Annotated in this window: 14 protein-coding genes; 6 read left to right on the plus strand and 8 right to left on the minus strand. The window is 59.6% G+C overall.

Annotation, left to right across the window (positions count from 1 at the left end):
• Positions 1–2: 2 nt before the first annotated feature.
• Positions 3–959, plus strand: coding sequence for a Tn7 transposase TnsA N-terminal domain-containing protein (locus NX782_RS20850; protein ID WP_258847414.1), 957 nt, complete (start codon positions 3–5; stop codon positions 957–959).
• A 740-nt stretch (positions 960–1,699) separates the two neighbouring features.
• On the opposite strand, the gene NX782_RS20855 is transcribed toward NX782_RS20850, so the two are convergent.
• Positions 1,700–2,035 (minus strand): hypothetical protein, encoded by a 336-nt coding sequence (locus NX782_RS20855; RefSeq protein WP_258847415.1) that lies wholly within the window; start codon positions 2,033–2,035, stop codon positions 1,700–1,702.
• A gap of 184 nt (positions 2,036–2,219) precedes the next feature.
• Between NX782_RS20855 and NX782_RS20860 the strand changes: the two genes are divergently transcribed.
• Genes NX782_RS20860 through NX782_RS20870 form a run of 3 tightly spaced genes read left to right on the plus strand, consistent with a single transcriptional unit; the run spans position 2,220 to position 4,892 of the window.
• Positions 2,220–2,483, plus strand: a complete 264-nt coding sequence (locus tag NX782_RS20860) for a PAAR domain-containing protein (RefSeq protein WP_258847416.1) — start codon at positions 2,220–2,222, stop codon at positions 2,481–2,483.
• 9 nt (positions 2,484–2,492) lie between these two features.
• Positions 2,493–3,896, plus strand: a complete 1,404-nt coding sequence (locus tag NX782_RS20865) for a hypothetical protein (protein WP_258847417.1) — start codon at positions 2,493–2,495, stop codon at positions 3,894–3,896.
• Positions 3,897–3,932: 36 nt separating this feature from the next.
• Positions 3,933–4,892 (plus strand): formylglycine-generating enzyme family protein, encoded by a 960-nt coding sequence (locus tag NX782_RS20870; RefSeq protein WP_258847418.1) that lies wholly within the window; start codon positions 3,933–3,935, stop codon positions 4,890–4,892.
• On the opposite strand, the gene NX782_RS20875 is transcribed toward NX782_RS20870, so the two are convergent.
• Positions 4,885–7,083 (minus strand): hypothetical protein, encoded by a 2,199-nt coding sequence (locus NX782_RS20875; protein WP_258847419.1) that lies wholly within the window; start codon positions 7,081–7,083, stop codon positions 4,885–4,887. The genes NX782_RS20870 and NX782_RS20875 overlap by 8 nt on opposite strands.
• A 16-nt stretch (positions 7,084–7,099) precedes the next feature.
• Entirely contained in the window at positions 7,100–9,934 is a 2,835-nt protein-coding gene (locus NX782_RS20880) for a type VI secretion system Vgr family protein (protein ID WP_258847420.1), read from the minus strand.
• Positions 9,935–10,091: 157 nt separating this feature from the next.
• Between NX782_RS20880 and NX782_RS20885 the strand changes: the two genes are divergently transcribed.
• On the plus strand, positions 10,092–10,535 hold the full coding sequence (locus NX782_RS20885) for a hypothetical protein (protein WP_258847421.1): 444 nt from the start codon (positions 10,092–10,094) through the stop codon (positions 10,533–10,535).
• Positions 10,536–10,541: 6 nt separating this feature from the next.
• On the opposite strand, the gene NX782_RS20890 is transcribed toward NX782_RS20885, so the two are convergent.
• Together NX782_RS20890 and NX782_RS20895 are read right to left on the minus strand one after the other, a co-directional pair.
• Positions 10,542–11,195, minus strand: a complete 654-nt coding sequence (locus tag NX782_RS20890) for a beta/gamma crystallin family protein (protein ID WP_258847422.1) — start codon at positions 11,193–11,195, stop codon at positions 10,542–10,544.
• Positions 11,196–11,284: 89 nt separating this feature from the next.
• The gene (locus NX782_RS20895) at positions 11,285–12,175 is read right to left on the minus strand and encodes a LysR family transcriptional regulator ArgP (protein ID WP_258847423.1); all 891 of its coding nucleotides are present in this window, start codon (positions 12,173–12,175) and stop codon (positions 11,285–11,287) included.
• A 110-nt stretch (positions 12,176–12,285) separates the two neighbouring features.
• On the opposite strand from NX782_RS20895, the gene NX782_RS20900 reads away from it, so the two are divergent.
• Entirely contained in the window at positions 12,286–12,903 is a 618-nt protein-coding gene (locus tag NX782_RS20900; RefSeq protein ID WP_258847424.1) for a LysE/ArgO family amino acid transporter, read from the plus strand.
• Here the strand turns inward: NX782_RS20900 and NX782_RS20905 are convergent, their stop codons facing one another.
• From NX782_RS20905 to NX782_RS20915, 3 genes are all read right to left on the minus strand, one after another.
• A complete protein-coding gene (locus NX782_RS20905; RefSeq protein WP_258847425.1) occupies positions 12,904–13,920 on the minus strand; it encodes an XdhC family protein in 1,017 nt (338 codons plus the stop codon).
• Between the two features lie 62 nt (positions 13,921–13,982).
• Positions 13,983–14,615 (minus strand): DsbA family oxidoreductase, encoded by a 633-nt coding sequence (locus NX782_RS20910; protein ID WP_258847426.1) that lies wholly within the window; start codon positions 14,613–14,615, stop codon positions 13,983–13,985.
• A 63-nt stretch (positions 14,616–14,678) separates the two neighbouring features.
• The gene (locus NX782_RS20915) at positions 14,679–15,104 is read right to left on the minus strand and encodes a DUF7684 family protein (RefSeq protein WP_258847427.1); all 426 of its coding nucleotides are present in this window, start codon (positions 15,102–15,104) and stop codon (positions 14,679–14,681) included.
• Positions 15,105–15,157: the final 53 nt, after the last annotated feature.

A 15,157-nucleotide genomic window follows, 5' to 3' on the forward strand; every position in this document is an offset into this window, starting at 1 on the left:
ATATGCCAGTCAAAGTCAATCCACAGGAAATATATCTACTGGAGCGTTATAGTTCATTGGCATATTTTGGTGAGCTGCGAGACACGTGGGAAAAAGTGGTCAAGCATGTTGAATCATGTTTGCAATATTATTTATCCGATCTTCCCGCAAATTATCGGTCAATGCCACTGCCAGCACAGGCAGACATCGTTTGGGAAGAGCGGATTCTACCGAACTTTCGCCACACATTGCAGAGCCTGTACACAGGCTTCATTGAGCTCAGTCATGGTGATATTTCTGCTCTTGAATATGCGAATGGTCCAGTAAATGACGTTATAGGCCAGCGCCGAGACTATTCGCCAGATTGGATGTCGAAAGAAGACCAGGAAATATACGAAAAGCTTTTGATGAAAGCGGCAACGATGGCAGGGTACCTTACGGGAACAAGCGGTGCTTACTGGAGGCCCTTGGATCTGTCGAATTATTCAAGCGAATTCGAACCATTTGATTCACCAGCTCGATGGCCACTCTATCGTATTAATCAAAAAATATCGGTTCGGAGCGGCATAAAAACACCGCAAAATGGTATATACGTACCGGACCTGGATAATAGCTGTGCCCAGTTCCTGAGCACCTATTACAACGAGGCGCCACAAACTGTTGTTATTGTTGGTTATAGAGATCTTCTCGATCTAAGAACCCGGGAGAAATACGGCGAAGAGCCAATTCTTGAAAAAAAGGATTGCACCTGGTATTTGGTGGAGCGTGCATCGGATTCGGACAGTGCGCAGCAAGTAGAGCACTCCAAGTCTTCCCAACTCAAGCGCGTAACGGGCGGGCAGCCATGCCCAGAAGATGGATATTATTTCACTCCTGCGCGTGCCGATTCGCGAAGACTATTCAAGCGAGGAGAAATGATGCCTGATTTAGGGGCCAATTATGGAGTGAAAATAGGGCAGTGGGATGTAAAGCAAGAGTGACGGAAGCTATGATGCGATTTTCGGCAATGGTTTGTATCAGCTTGGCTTTGCAGGGGTAGTACATGCCAACGATTATAAAGAAATGAAAATGCAGGGCGATACACATCCTAATTCTTGCAGTGCGGAACAAAAAAAGGATTTTGTGGGAAAGGGTCGCTAAAGCTAAGGTGTCTGATGATTATCAAGCCCTAAAAATAATTAAACTAATTCTTTGCGTTTCAAATGCCAAAGAAAATCGTAATGCTCTAATGTCATTATTTGGAAAAAGGGGCTGTGAAGAGGTCGAAGCGACAGGAAAAATCCGCGTGTTAAACCATTGCACTAATGGAAATAGTTGTTACCGACACTATGGCATCAGGTAACGTGTGGAATACAACGCTTTCTGCCGAACGAAAGAAAATCAGTTGGCGGTACTTTGCAAACGAAGCATGCGTGAAGGGAGCAACGCTTGCTTACAGCCATTCGAAGTGGACTATTTGTGAAATCGGGGAAGCATGTGAATAGAACATATGAGAGGACAACTTCATCGCCAAACCACTAAAAGGCTCAGTAACAAGATTTCCCAAGGCGGCAGTGTCATCGAAGCCTCTCCGCACAGCGATATCGACGGGGCGACACTGCCCGCCTGGGCGATAAGGTCAGATGCTCAAGCACAGCATGGTTACCATCGCCAACGGCGATTCAACCTTGATCATCGGCGGCAAATTTGGCCAGCACCGTTAAGCCGGCCTTATCTTTAGTCAATTGGTCTTCGTTAGCTCAATTCCATCGACAACCATTTTCTGCATGCCTCCATCTTGATAAGGTGGTTTGCTTACCACAAAAGTTGTTTTAACAGGTCCTACCCCTACGTCGAAATTGTCTCCGCTAAATCCTTGGAGCGGAGCATCAACCGACGTCGTTCCACCCTCTTTCAATCGTTTGTACTTGACCGAGCCAACCTGCGTAATCAGGAGGTACATCGTCTTGCCCTGCCATTCGCCAACATATCCCAGCTTCTCCTGTGGCACAGATTTGCTGCAGCCAGAAAAAGAAGCCAGTAAAGCAAAAAACACTAACCATTTTGAATGCTTCATACGCAACCTCCACATGGAAAATATGTCGTGGGTATGGAATGAACTCGCCGATTGATGGCTTTGGAAAGATACAAGATACGACAGGTGGAGAGAAACATTTGCGCAACGTCATCTCGGTAAAGCCGCATCATTATTAAATGTTGACTGTTAAGGAAGAGCTTTCTAACGCATTTAGGGAGTTTTCATGGCAGGACCATTAATCAGATTAGGCGACAAAATCTCCCACGGCGGCAGCGTCATCGAAGGCTCGCCGCACAGCGATATCGACGGAGTCGGCATTGCCCGCATGGGCGATAAAGCCAGTTGCTCCAAGCATGGCACGGTCACGATCGCCAGCGGCGATTCAACCTTGATCATCGACGGCAAACCTGCCGCGCGGGATGGCGACAAGACTTCTTGCGGCGCCGTCCTGATCGCCGGCCAACAAAGCACCCTTGACAAGATTTAATCGAAGACGATGTCCACAAATCCTGCCCTGCTTTCCCACGAGCGTGTCATCCCTGACTGGCTCAAGTCCGGTGCCCTGGCCACATTCGTCGTAGTGGCATGTTGGGGCTGCGTGATTAGCTATTGGCGTACGACGGGCAGCAATCCCCAAGCGAAGGACATATTTCTCTACATGCTCGGCTTGCCGGCATGCCTGCTTCTTCTGTGCTTCGCCGGCCGCAAGCTTTTCAGTCGAGCTATTCCTGCTGCCGCGGCTACCTCGTGCGCACCTGTACTGGCAAATGCCGCGCCTGCCCGACATATGCCGCTGGCAATCATAGGGGCGTCGCTACGCCTGCCGCATGGTGCGTCGCCGGAAGAGCTGGCATCGGCGATGGCCGGCAATAAGGCGCGCGCCGACCTGGATAAAGAACTGGTCGACGATGATGGCTTCCCGGTCATGACCGCCCGAAGCAGTGAAGCGGTCGACGAAGTGCTGCAAGAGGAAATCGCGGAATGGCTGGCCCTGAATGGCTTGGCCGATGTGCATTTCAACGATGAGCAATGGCGCGCGCTGACGCTGGCAAGTGCCGTGGTCGCCGAACTGGCTGCGCATGCAGCGGGCCCCCTGCTATATCAGGTCGAGACACAGGCGAAACTGCAATTGGTGCCGATCCTGCCGACTGAATGGGAGAGGGAGCACAGGGAGACGGCCAACATATGGCTCAAGCACACGGTGGCACGCTACGGCTGGCCCGCAGACCGGATCGTTTTGGCTATGGAAGACAAGAGCCCATCCGCAGCGCTCAAGCAACTCGCGCATGGCGCTGCGCCGGTGGATGAACCGGTGATCGCTATGGTTGTGGCGTGTGCTTCTGATATCGGTGACGAAACAGTGGCCCGATGGGCTGCCGGCAAGTTCTTGTTCACTGCATCGCACCCACAAGGGCAAATTCCTGGGGAAGGTGCAGTCGGGCTGTCGGTGACGAACCGGAGCAGCTTGGCCCAGGCCTCAACTGTTGTGCTGCTGGATGGCGTCGAGGAGGCGAACCGGAATAGCTCAGCCGATGAGGTCAAACGCAGCGAGCCGGGCATATTCAAGGAGCTGATCGAGCGCGCTTGCAAGGGGAGCGGCATCGTAGCATCCGAGGTGGCGATGCTGCTTGCCGACACTGGGCATCGCTCCAGCCGTGTGCTGGAACTGATGGAACAGGTTTCGGTAGGTTGCCCTCAACTCGATGAAACGGATGATGTGCTACGTGTCGGTGTGGCCAGCGGCACCTGCGGGGCTGTGCCTTTCATGGCTGCGCTGGCCTTGGGGCGGTACTACGTGACCGAGCGTGGCGCGCCCGTGCTTTGTGTCAGCAATGAGGACCCTTACCGCCGAGTGGTCGCAGTGGTCCGGTCTTCGGATACGCCTTCCACTGCTGAATGAGCGTTGGTTCTGCCATCACCTTTGAAAGGTTCGCTCATGAAAAATAGTTTTGTGTTCATCGGCGCGCTGGCCGTCATCGCGAGCCTGCAAAGCACTGCGGTTTGGGCAGAGCCTGGCCCGAAGACAGGGCCGTCAACCCCGAACGTCGATCTCGATGGGCGTATCAAGGCATTGGTCGTGAAAGTGAAAGCTTCCTTGCGTCCGCTAAAAGGTGGAACGTTCGAGATGGGAGACTGGGGTACGGCATCCGGGCAGCATTACGATCTCGATACCTGGTCCCGGCCTTTGCATAAGGTAACGCTCGATGGGTTTTCGATGATGGCGTACAAAGTGGCTTATGAAGACTTCGATGTGTTCACGGATGCCACAGGAAATGAGCGCATCAATATGGATAAGTTGAGTATCAAAGACCGGCAACCGAGGCGTCCTGCCGGAGTCAGTTGGTACGGCGCTAAAGCTTATTGCCAATGGCTCGGTAAAATAACTGGAATGCCATTCGATTTGCCAACAGAAGCGCAATGGGAATATGCAGCTCGATCGGGTGGGACGCGTGTACTATTTTCTACTGATAATGGGAAAATTGAACGGCCTCGAAATTTCCCGAAGGACTGGCGTCATGAAGCGAAACAACCGCCTCCGCCCGAAATAGGTAGTTATCCCGCCAATCCTGCTGGACTATACGGCATGTCAGAAGATAATGGGGAATGGGTAAATGACTGGTTTGATGAGGATTATTATAAGAAATCGCCGGAATTTAATCCTGCAGGGCCGGCTACTGGAAGTAAAAAAGTGCTGCGGGGCAGCGTAGGCGGAATTGCTGAAATGTCGGCAATGGTATTTATGCGAGCTTCAGCAGATCCGCAACCAAAGCACGACACTTATCCCAATGGATTCGATGATGAAAAGCGCATTGAAGTTCCCTTTCCAGGATACTCGGGATATAAAAGCGATAATTTCCGTTGTGTTTCAAATAGCATTCAAAAGCTTATCAAGTGAGGTAGCCCGGGTGGTGAAGCGAAAGTTCAGCAAATTTAATTTCGGGTTCATCGTTTCGGAGAAATGGTCTACCTTTCAGAAAACTGGACTCTGCTAATCGTGTTTCGCAGCGATCGACGCAGTTCTCAAAGATTGTTCCTGCGCTTATCAAGTTGATCGCCCGAACTGCAGAGCTCCGGTCCGATCGCTCACCGATTGTAAAAGTCACCCGTTCCAAAGTCTTCTCAAGGTGTCTGGTGGACTGCGTTGTCGATAGTAATTCGTTAATTAAAAATGCAGCCAGCTTCTGCAAGTCATTACTTGATGAGTTATTATTCTTGGCTGCCTCGATCAGGCTTTTTATCAATGCGCCTCGAGATTCTGGTGGTAGATAGGCATGCCATCCCCAGCCAGAATTTATGTTGTGCTCTAGATGCTTTATAAAATTATCTCCGGATTGTTGAAGTGATGAGATAAGATTTTCATACTTCTCCTCAATTAAAACTAAGCGAGCTCCAACAAAGCTTTCTAGTGAACTGCCCCTGGTGCTGGCTAAATACATTATTTTATTAAAAATATAAAAATGCGCTTCTGCCATCAACTGAGGAATTCTTTTAAAGTCCGATTGTTTCAACTGATGCACAATACACATGAAGAACTGAGCAATCTGCTCTAAACCAACCTTCGCACCGACACTGCCTGAACCGCCCAAACCAAGACAAGCCCCAGCCTTCGCGGCGACCACGAAATTCCCGTTACGATAAGCACACTCAAAGCCAAGGCTAGCCGCAAGCCCTTGAATCAGCGCAGCGTCGGCACTGACAGACGCCACATCCACATACGCCGCAATCGCCTTATTGAGGTCCGCCTTCTTCGGTTTCCCCGGATTCACAAACCCTTCCGGATTCAGCCACTGCAAGGCGCCGGCCAGGCTCACACCCTCCTTTAGCCCGGCGAATATTTTGGCTTCGCCCTTCGCTCCCACCTTTGCCTTGGCACCTGCCTTGTTCTTCGGCGTACCCCTGAGGCCCTGTTTGTCTCCCGTGATCATCAGGGATGCGTCCGCCTCAAGCGCAACGCTTGCACCAGCGAGCGCATACAAGGTCACATCGCCACGCAAACGAAAGTAACCAAGATCGAGCGGATGATCGAGCGCGTTCGTATCCAGATGCCACCCCGCGGCATGCGGCAAGTACATGATGGTCTCGACCTTGGCCTCACCGACGGCAAAGGAAGCCTCTGCATTGGCCTTGACGCTGAACTGCGCCGCCTTGGCTGCGCGCTTGAAGCGCTGGGCCATGTTCTTGTCCCGTTTGTCGAAGAAGTTGCCCTGGCAAGGCATGAACGTCACCTCGGCGCCGGCGCCTGCCGTCCATCGCAGGAGTTGCGCTTCCGGCTTCATGTCGACCATACGGTACGGATTGTCGGGATCACTCTTATCCGTACCAAAGATGCCCTCGATGATTTCCTTTTGCCCACGCTCGAGGAATGACGTGGCCGAAGCACCCATGACTTTGGCCCAATCGGTCAGGATCCCACTGAAATGATCGGCATCCTTTGGCGCGCATTTCCATTTTTTTTCGAATTTGGCCTGGTCCCGAACCTGATTCCCTATACGCTTGCGCACCTCCTTCACATTGAGCGTCATACCGTTGAAGATTTTTTCTTTCGGGTCTTTTTTGCGTTCAGCCGATCCTTCAACCATGTAGACCCGCTTGTCTTCGAGGGCGCTTTTTAGCTTTTTAGCGCTTACATAGATGGGCGTATGCGTCTTCCCCTCGATGCGCTTCATCGTCAATGGAAGCAGCTCCACCAATTTGTTCGGGTCGGTTTTCTGGTCCGTGATTGCTTCGATGCACTTTTTGGCCGCCTCGCTCTTTTGCGACAGCGTGTTCAGCGCTTCATCAAGTTCTTTTCGGGCCTGCGCGATGTCGGCCTTGGCCGAATTCGGCTGTTGCAGCAAATTCTGCAGGATGAGCGATTTTTCTGTGACTGCCCGGTTGGCATCCTGCAGTTCTTCGATGGCCGTCTTGTTCTGATGCCCGTCTGCGCGGCAGTCCCGCCACTCGTCGGGGTAGAGCGCGATGAAGGAATTGTCATCCGGACGGTAGAGCAGGACGCCGTCATCTGGCTGCGCGTGGTCGACTTCGATATAGGTCTCGCGCGGCGTGGTGGTGGAGGCGGATTTGATGACGGCATGTGTTTCGCTCATAGGAACTCCGATGTGATCACTCGTCCTGGGGCAGGTACAGCTTGAGTTCTTCGCTTCTTTTCGTAAAAATGCGTTGCGTGCGTCCCATGGCATCGGTCATGCCCTCAATGCGCACGCCACTGGCCGACTCGAGCCGATAGCGCACGAAGGCCATCGGTTCTTTCGTCTCCTCGTTCCTGATGACGAAAGCTTCGTTATAGATTTCCCTGGCTGTCGGCAGGACAGGCAGCTCGGCGCTGCCATCCTGCGGCCCCGCCAACTCCTTCATGCTCGCCTTAAACTCCACCTTGCCGGGCGCGTGCAGCATGATGTTCCCGCCTTCCAGCTTCAGGCATGCGCCCTGCGCCGTCAGCAACACATGCTGCTTGCCCACTGCCCGGACGCTGGCAGCGATACTGGCCACGCTGATGCCCTTGTCGGCGGTCAGGCGCGTTTCCCCGGCTTGGCTTTGACTGCTCACCTTTCCGCTTGCCGCATGCAAGCGAATCCCGGTTTCCTGGTTCGGCTTTTCCTTTGCGCTTGCTTTCCCATAGGTGAACAGGCTGATCCCGGCCACCGCGGCACGATAGCTGTTTCCTTGTGCAGCAAAATTGATGTCCTGTCCGGCGCAGATCGACGTGGTGGCGCCCGCTACCAGCACCGCGTCTGCAGGCGTGACGGCGACGATGCCGAGGGGACTGGACAACTGCAGCTGTGGCGACGAGTAGGCGGTGGCGTCATCGTGGATGGTGCCAAGCACCGCCGCGCTATCCTGCATGCCAGGGATGGCAAGGGACGCCTCAGGTAGTACCGCATTGTGTTTCTGCGCCGTCGCCGCCAGGCGTTCCTGCAGATCCTTGCTGGCATCGATCTGGACGAGCGCCTCGCGCGAGGCCATGTGCGCACCACCCGCCAATCGATCCGTCGACAACAGCATGCCCTGACCGGCACGCACGGCCAGTCCATGCGCCGTCTTCAGTTCCGCGCCAAAGCCGACCGTCTGCATGCGCGCGTTGTCCACCTGGTGCCGCAAGTGCCCAAGGTTCAGTTCCGCCGTACCTTGGTGAGCGCCGGCATGCCGCTGCAGCGCTACGCGCGCCTGCTCCGGGCTGTCATCGAACACCAGCTGGCTGTAGGCGCCCGTTCCCAACTGGCTGGCCTGCATCGCCTGGCTTTTCAGGCCGGACAGTACGGCCGGATGAGCGTGACCGCCGGCTGCGCCCGGAAACCATGCCGGCGCGTTGCCGGTGACCGGTCCCGCACCGTGGTGGCGGGTGTTGTGTTGCGCATCCTGGGCGCCGGCGCCGTTGTAGAGCGCGCCGATGATCACGGGGCGGTCGATATCGCCTTCCAGGAAGTCGACCAGCACTTCCTGACCTACCCGCGGTAGCGCATGGCTGCCCCAATTCGCGCCGGCGCTGGGGGCCAGCGGCGTGGCGACGCGGATCCAGGTGCCTGCGCTGTCGTCGCCGGGAGCGCCGGTATGACTATCGGGATCGGGATGCAAGAGCCGGCTGTGGCTGTCCGTACCGCGCTGCCAATGGAACTGCACCTTCACTCGGTGATCGCGGTCGGTGTGCACCGTCGAACCGGCAGGGCCGACCACGACGGCGGTCTGTTGGCCTCGTATCGTCGGCCGTGGATGCAGCCTGCAGTCGGCGTGGTATGGCGTGCTGCTGCGGATTGCGTCGATGCGGTTGCGGTACAGCGGCCGCTCGCCCGGTTTGGCGGGCATTTGCACGCTTTCCACCAGGGTCGGCTCGCCGAGATGTTTGCCGATGTGTGCCTTCATCTCGGCGCTCAGATTGTTGTGCATCAGATGACATGCACGGATCACGAGGAAGCTGCGTGCGTTCTCGTCCTCCAGATCGTGCACGGCATGACCGGCGAGCGTGAACGTCGTTCCGGGCGTCAGCGTGCGCACGGTGCCGGCGCCGGTGAAGACTTCACGGCGCGCTTCCAAGGCCTGCAATTGACGGTCGGCGAGGCGCTGCCCTTGTGTGCGGCTGGGATAGGCGTAGGGACCTGGTACGTCGCGAAGCACCAATGCTGGCGTCCTTGTTTGCACAGAAGACGAAGCAACGGAACGCTGGCCGAGCGACCGGTAATCCCAGCTGGACAGCTCGACCGCATTGCTCTGCAGCTTCAGCGCGCAGCGCCAGCGATCCATGCTGTCCTCCTTCATCACCGCACCTGGCTGGGTGTAGCGCACGCAGGACTGCGAGTTGGGATGGAAGCTGCCGTTATGGTCGGCAATGACCATCCGATGGCTGCCCAGGCTGGAACTACTCGGATCGCTCTCGTGCTCGAAGTAGTAAAACAGTCCTTCTTCGCGCATCAGGCGTTCCGCAAATGCCAGGTCGCTTTCCTGGTATTGCGTGGTCAGACTGCGCTTTTCGTAACTGCCTGGATCGGCGAGGTCGAAGCGCCAGCTCGGCATGAGCCGTCCACGCCCCTGCCACGCCCTGAAAACCGCGTCGAGGATGTCGGGCACGCTCAAGTCCTGGAAGATCCGGCTGTCGCGCGTATGGGCGAGAAACGCGCTCCAGGGCTGCAAGGTTAGCGTGTAGCGTGCCATCCCGCCGTTGGCTCCGTTCAGTTCCGCTGCCGTCAGGATGCCGTGGAATGCGCGCGGTGCGCCAGCATTCGCCGTCAGCAGTTCGAGCAGCGCCGGCTGGCCTACCAGCGAGCGCAGCCGGATGCCGGCGTCCAGCGACAGAGCGCGGATGGTGAACGTATAAGCCTCATTGATGGCTTCCTCGCCATGGACGCATTCGGCCAGCAGCCGGTCCGGCCCGAGCGGTGTATGCAGGCGCAGGAGCCGGGTGGTCTGAGTAAAGTCGGAGAAAAAGGATGGAATTTGTGCGGGCATGGGTGAGTTCCTGTCGGCAACCGAAGCATTGGAAGCCAAATCCTTCACCCAGCTATTGACCGCCCACAACAAGCAAATCGAGCCCATCCAACCAACATTGCATAAATGCAACTATGGCTCTACACTCCCATGGTCGCCCAAGCCCAGGAGTACGCCAATGGAGATCACCCTGCAAACCCGCAAACCGGTCGAAGCCCTCACGCGCGAGGACCTCGACGCCTTCAGCATCTGGGAATTCGCCGACGACGAAGCCGGAGATGAGGGGCAGGACGAGACCTGGATCCGTCCGCTCGAACGCGCCACGATTCCGCGCGCAGCGGATGCGCTGTCGGTGGCGGCCGATTTCATGACCGCCGACGGCACGCCTTTCGTCGGCATCGTCGCCCTGTCGACCGGCGATGGCATCGCCTTCGCAGGCGCCAGCCTGCTTGCCGATGGCGCCTATATCTATGCCGCGCACGGCGAGAAGACGCCGCTGCGCTACAAGACCAGTACCGCCAGCGAGCTGGGCAAGCCGCCCGCCGGCATCTATCCGCTGCGTTTTACCTTGCGCGCCCTGCTGGACGGCGAAGCGGCGCCGCGCAGCGGCATCTTTGCCTGAGCGCGCTCAGCGCACCCGGCGCATCGACGAGATGCGGTTGTTCATCCCTTCCAGGAAGGGATAGCGGCCCGGGCCGAATACCACGCACTCGCCGCGGAAGTCGCCGTGCTCGCAGAATTCCCAGCGGCCTTCGTGGATGACGATCGAGCCGGCGCGGTCGTTGAAGCCGACGTCGTTCAGCGAGCGCAGGTCGCCGGACAGGCTGACGGCGGGGCCTTCGAAGCGCGGGCCGGCGTACAGCTGGACCGCGTCGCCGCGGCCGCCACGCTCGTCGCGCCAGTCGCCGCGGCGCTCGTCGCGGTCGCCACGCCAGCCCGGACCGCCATGACGCTCGTCGCGGTCGTAGCCGCGGCCGCGCGAGATTTCACGCACCGACGAGATGCGGTCGTTGAAGCGCGGCAGGCCACGGTATTCGCCCGGCCCGAACTCGGCGCAGTAGCCGCCGAAATCCCTGTTCTCGCAGACCTGCCAGACGCCCGAGCGCACGATGAGGCTCGAAGCGCGGTCGTTGAAGCCCATGTCGTTCAGATTGTAGGCGTCGCGGTCGATGGTGATGCGGGCGCCGCGGAAGTCGCTGTCGGTGAACAGGGTGATCTCGCCGGCAGAGGCGGCTTGGGCAAAGGTCGCCAGCACGGCGACGGCGGCTAACAGGCGTTTCATGGTTTTTCTCCTTCGAGTGATGCTGCTTTAACGCGGCAGGAGCGTAGCACGCGGACATGGCCTTGTAACAAATTCCTACCTGGCTCAGTTCAAGGCTGCAGCAACACCGCCCGCGCGCCCTTCACCAGCGCCGCGCCCATGCGTTCCAGTCGCGGCGGCTGGATTCGCCAGGCATGCCAGTGCAGCGACACGTCCATGTGCAGATCCGGCGTCAGGTCGACCAGCTGGCCGGCCGCAAGCAGGTCGGCGCACTGCTCCAGCGGCAGCATGCCATAGCCCAGGCCGAGCCGGATCGCGTCGGCGAAGGGATCGCTGGCCGGCACGTAGTGAAACGGATACGAACCCTCGGGCAGGCCGAAATGCTGCAGCAGGAAGGCCGCCTGCAGCGAGTCCTTGCGGTCGAACACCACCACCGGCGCCTTTCTTGCGGCCTCGCGCGTAAAACCGTCGGGGAACCAGCGCCGGGCGAAATCGCTCGATGCCACCAGCCGGTAACGCATGGTGCCCAGCGGCGTCACCGTGCAGCCGCGCATCGGTTCCGCTTCGCCGGAGATGCAGGCCAGGGCGCGTCCCTGTTCCAGCAGGGTGAAGGTGTGCCACTGGTCGTCCAGCACGAACTCGACCAGCAGACCTTCCTCTGCCAGGACCGGCGCCAGCACCGGCAGGAGCCAGGTGGCGAGGGTGTCGTTGTTGACGGCCAGCGGTACCCGCACCGGCACGGTCGCGTCGTCAAGCTCGGCCAGGAACTCGGCTTCCAGCAGTTCCCGCCGGCGCAGGAACTGCAGCAGGCGCATGCCCGGCGCGGTCGGGCGGCAGGGACGGGTGCGGATCAGCAGCGGCGTGCCGAGGTCCTGCTCGAGCGCGGAGATGCGCTGGGACACGGCCGAGGGCGTGATGGCCAGCAGGCCGGCAGCCGCTTCCAGGCTGCCGCTGTCGACGGCGGCCAGGAAGGCTTCGCTGCGGCGCGGATCGATCTTCATGGGTGGGCGAAATGGATTAGCAAAATTTACGATACATTAGATTTCGTTAATGTAATTGAAGATTGCCTGCCGGGCAGCCATCCTGTGCGTCTCATCGACAGGAGCACAACATGTTTTCGCAGCAGGTATTTCTACAGGGGTTGGGCATGGGTGCCAGCCTGATCATGCCGATCGGCGCACAGAACGCACACGTGATCCGCACCGGCGTCAGCGGCCGGCACGTCGGGCTGACGGTGGCGGCCTGCATCTTGGTCGATATGACGCTGATCGCGCTCGGCATGGCGGGACTCGGCAGCCTGGTCGAGTCGTCGACCTGGCTGCTGGCGGCGGCGCGCTATGGCGGCGCCCTGTTCCTGCTGTGGTACGGCTTGCGCTGCTGGACCAGCGCGCTGCGCGGCGCCACCAGCGGACCGGCGGCTGGCGCGCAGCAGGCACCGACGGCCCGGCGCGCGCTGGTCACGGTGCTGGCGATGTCGCTGCTCAATCCCCACGTCTATCTGGATACGGTGGTGCTGCTGGGTGCGGTCGGCAGCAGTCTCGCCAGCGGGCACCGCGGCGCTTTCGCGGCGGGGGCGATGACGGCTTCGCTGCTGTGGTTCTCGGTGCTCGGCCTCGGCGCGCGCCGCTGCGCCTTCGTGCTGGGCCGGCCCATGGTCTGGCGCGCGATCGAAGGTTTTACGGGGACGACGATGCTGGTGCTGGCGCTACTGCTGTTGAAAGACGCCTGATCAGGCAGCCAGCGGATTGGCCGGCACATTGGCGGCCAGCGCCTTGCCGCCTTCGACCGACATCTGGGCCGGCAGCGCGACGCCATTCTTGACGGCGGTCAGCTCGGCCAGGATCGACACCGCGATCTCATACGGCGTCTTGCTGCCGATGTAGATGCCGATCGGGCCGTGCAACCTGGCGATCTGCGCTTCGCTCAGGTCGAATTCGCGCAGGCGCTCGCGGCGCCGCGCATTGTTGACGCGCGAGCCGATCGCGCCCACGTAGAAGGCCTCGGTTTTCAGCGCTTCCATCAGGGCGAGGTCGTCGAGCTTGGGATCGTGGGTCAGCGCGATCACTGCGCTGCGGCTGTCGAGCTTCATCTCGAGCACGACGTCGTCCGGCATCGCGTGCACCACGTCCACGCCCGGCAGGGTCCAGCTGCCGCGGTATTCCTCGCGCGGGTCGCACACCGTCACCTGGTATTCCAGCCCGACCGCGATCTGCGCCAGGAACTGCGACAGCTGGCCGGCGCCGATGATCAGCATGCGCAGGCGCGGGCCGTGCACGGTGACCAGACGGCCGTCCGCCATGCGCAGCTGGTCTTCCGGGGCCGCGGTGGCCAGTTCGACCGCGCCGCTGTCCAGGTGCAGGGTGCGGCGGGTCAGCACGCGGCGCTGGGCCAGCGCCAGCAGTTCTTCCATGCGGCTGTGCGCGGCCAGCGGCTCGACCACCAGCTGGATCGTGCCGCCGCAGGGCAGGCCGAAGCGGTGCGCCTCGTCGGCCGAGATGCCGTAGGTGATGACTTCCGGCCGGGTACGCGTGATGCCGTGCTCGCGCACCGCGGCGATCAGATCGTCCTCGATGCAGCCGCCGGAGACGGAACCGACCACCTGGCCGTCGGCGCGGATCGCCATGGTCGCGCCTTCCGGCCGCGGGCTCGAGCCCCAGGTGCGCACCACGGTCACGTACTCGCAAGGGATTCCGTCGCGGAGCCATTGCGCGCAGGCGTGCAGCACTTCGAGGTCGATACTGTCCATTCCGGTTCCTTTTATTGAGCAGCAGGTGCAGACCGCATCCTAGCGCAAAGCCGGGATACGCGTCACAGCTGTCCCAGCACCTGGCGCACGGCCAGTTCGACGGTGTCGTAGGGGACGGCGCCACGCAGCGCCAGCGCCTGCTCCCAGGGGGCGCCTGGGCGGCGCAGCAGCATGATGGGCACGCCGGACACGCCCAGCCGGTGCGCCAGGTGTTCGTCGTCCAGGACCGCGGCCGTATGCCGGCCCTCCTGCAGCGCCTGGCGCAATGCGGCGGCATCCAGCCCGGCTTCCTGGCCGATTGCGCACAGGACGTCGATGTCGCCGATGTCGCGGCCCTGCGCGAAGAAGCCGCGGAACAGCGCCTCGTGCATGGCGGCGAAGCGCCCGTGCGAATCGGCGAAGGTGGCGGCCTCCAGCGCCAGCCGGCTGCGCGGCTGCACCGGCGGCAGCTTCAACAGCATGCCGCGCTGTTCGGCCATCGGATAGACGGCGCGGTTCCAGGTGCTGTGCAGGTAGTCGCCGTCGGGGTCGAGCGTGGGTTTCGGGTCGGGACGCAGTTCGAAGGCACGCCAGACCACCTCGAGCTGGCTGCCGAACTGCTGCTGCAGGCGCTGCAGGGCCGGCAGTTCGAGGTAGCAGAACGGGCAGACGTAGTCGCTCCAGACGTCGATGCGAAGTAAGGTGTCGGTAGCCATGGCCCATGTTACTGCGCGATGCCGGTGATGCCGCGCACGCCTGCCCGGTTCAGGCGTCGGCGCTCAGGCAGCGCTATATTCCTGTTCGATCTCGTCCTTGCGGCCGACAGACGCGATATCGAGGATGACGGTGGCCTTGAAACTGTGGCTGGGGTGGGCGGCGCGGTGCTTGGCGAACCAGAACACCTCTTCGCGTTCCTCGTCCTCGTGCCAGGTCGCGATCAGCTTGTGCTCATCGGGCACGTCCTCGTAATCGAAGGCTTCCAGCGCCGCGTCCTCGACCATGTCGTGCCAGGCCTCGCAATCCTTGCCCCAGGCCAGAACGTAGCGGCAGCCGGCCGCCACCAGCCAGCGGCAGATCTCGGCCTGCCACAGTTCGTCGACTTCCTCCTCGGCCAGCACGATGGCGAGGAAGGGCGACAGGTGGTCGAGTTTCGGTGGTTCGGCGCCGGGCGGCAGCTGCAGGTAAGTCAGGATCTTCTTTTGCATGATGGCGCAAGCTTACCATCCAGCGCTGCCGTATGTGCGCGCCCTAACCGATG

The organism is Massilia norwichensis (assembly GCF_024753245.1).
In the GTDB taxonomy this organism is placed as follows: Bacteria; Pseudomonadota; Gammaproteobacteria; order Burkholderiales; family Burkholderiaceae_D; genus Telluria; species Telluria norwichensis.

What these genes read in the sequence shown, in the direction of transcription:
- NX782_RS20850 (WP_258847414.1), top strand. Translation starts at nt 3, where the DNA reads ATGCCAGTCAAAGTCAATCCACAGGAAATATATCTACTGGAGCGTTAT.
- NX782_RS20855 (WP_258847415.1), bottom strand. Translation starts at nt 2,035, where the DNA reads ATGAAGCATTCAAAATGGTTAGTGTTTTTTGCTTTACTGGCTTCTTTT.
- NX782_RS20860 (WP_258847416.1), top strand. Translation starts at nt 2,220, where the DNA reads ATGGCAGGACCATTAATCAGATTAGGCGACAAAATCTCCCACGGCGGC.
- NX782_RS20865 (WP_258847417.1), top strand. Translation starts at nt 2,493, where the DNA reads ATGTCCACAAATCCTGCCCTGCTTTCCCACGAGCGTGTCATCCCTGAC.
- NX782_RS20870 (WP_258847418.1), top strand. Translation starts at nt 3,933, where the DNA reads ATGAAAAATAGTTTTGTGTTCATCGGCGCGCTGGCCGTCATCGCGAGC.
- NX782_RS20875 (WP_258847419.1), bottom strand. Translation starts at nt 7,083, where the DNA reads ATGAGCGAAACACATGCCGTCATCAAATCCGCCTCCACCACCACGCCG.
- NX782_RS20880 (WP_258847420.1), bottom strand. Translation starts at nt 9,934, where the DNA reads ATGCCCGCACAAATTCCATCCTTTTTCTCCGACTTTACTCAGACCACC.
- NX782_RS20885 (WP_258847421.1), top strand. Translation starts at nt 10,092, where the DNA reads ATGGAGATCACCCTGCAAACCCGCAAACCGGTCGAAGCCCTCACGCGC.
- NX782_RS20890 (WP_258847422.1), bottom strand. Translation starts at nt 11,195, where the DNA reads ATGAAACGCCTGTTAGCCGCCGTCGCCGTGCTGGCGACCTTTGCCCAA.
- NX782_RS20895 (WP_258847423.1), bottom strand. Translation starts at nt 12,175, where the DNA reads ATGAAGATCGATCCGCGCCGCAGCGAAGCCTTCCTGGCCGCCGTCGAC.
- NX782_RS20900 (WP_258847424.1), top strand. Translation starts at nt 12,286, where the DNA reads ATGTTTTCGCAGCAGGTATTTCTACAGGGGTTGGGCATGGGTGCCAGC.
- NX782_RS20905 (WP_258847425.1), bottom strand. Translation starts at nt 13,920, where the DNA reads ATGGACAGTATCGACCTCGAAGTGCTGCACGCCTGCGCGCAATGGCTC.
- NX782_RS20910 (WP_258847426.1), bottom strand. Translation starts at nt 14,615, where the DNA reads ATGGCTACCGACACCTTACTTCGCATCGACGTCTGGAGCGACTACGTC.
- NX782_RS20915 (WP_258847427.1), bottom strand. Translation starts at nt 15,104, where the DNA reads ATGCAAAAGAAGATCCTGACTTACCTGCAGCTGCCGCCCGGCGCCGAA.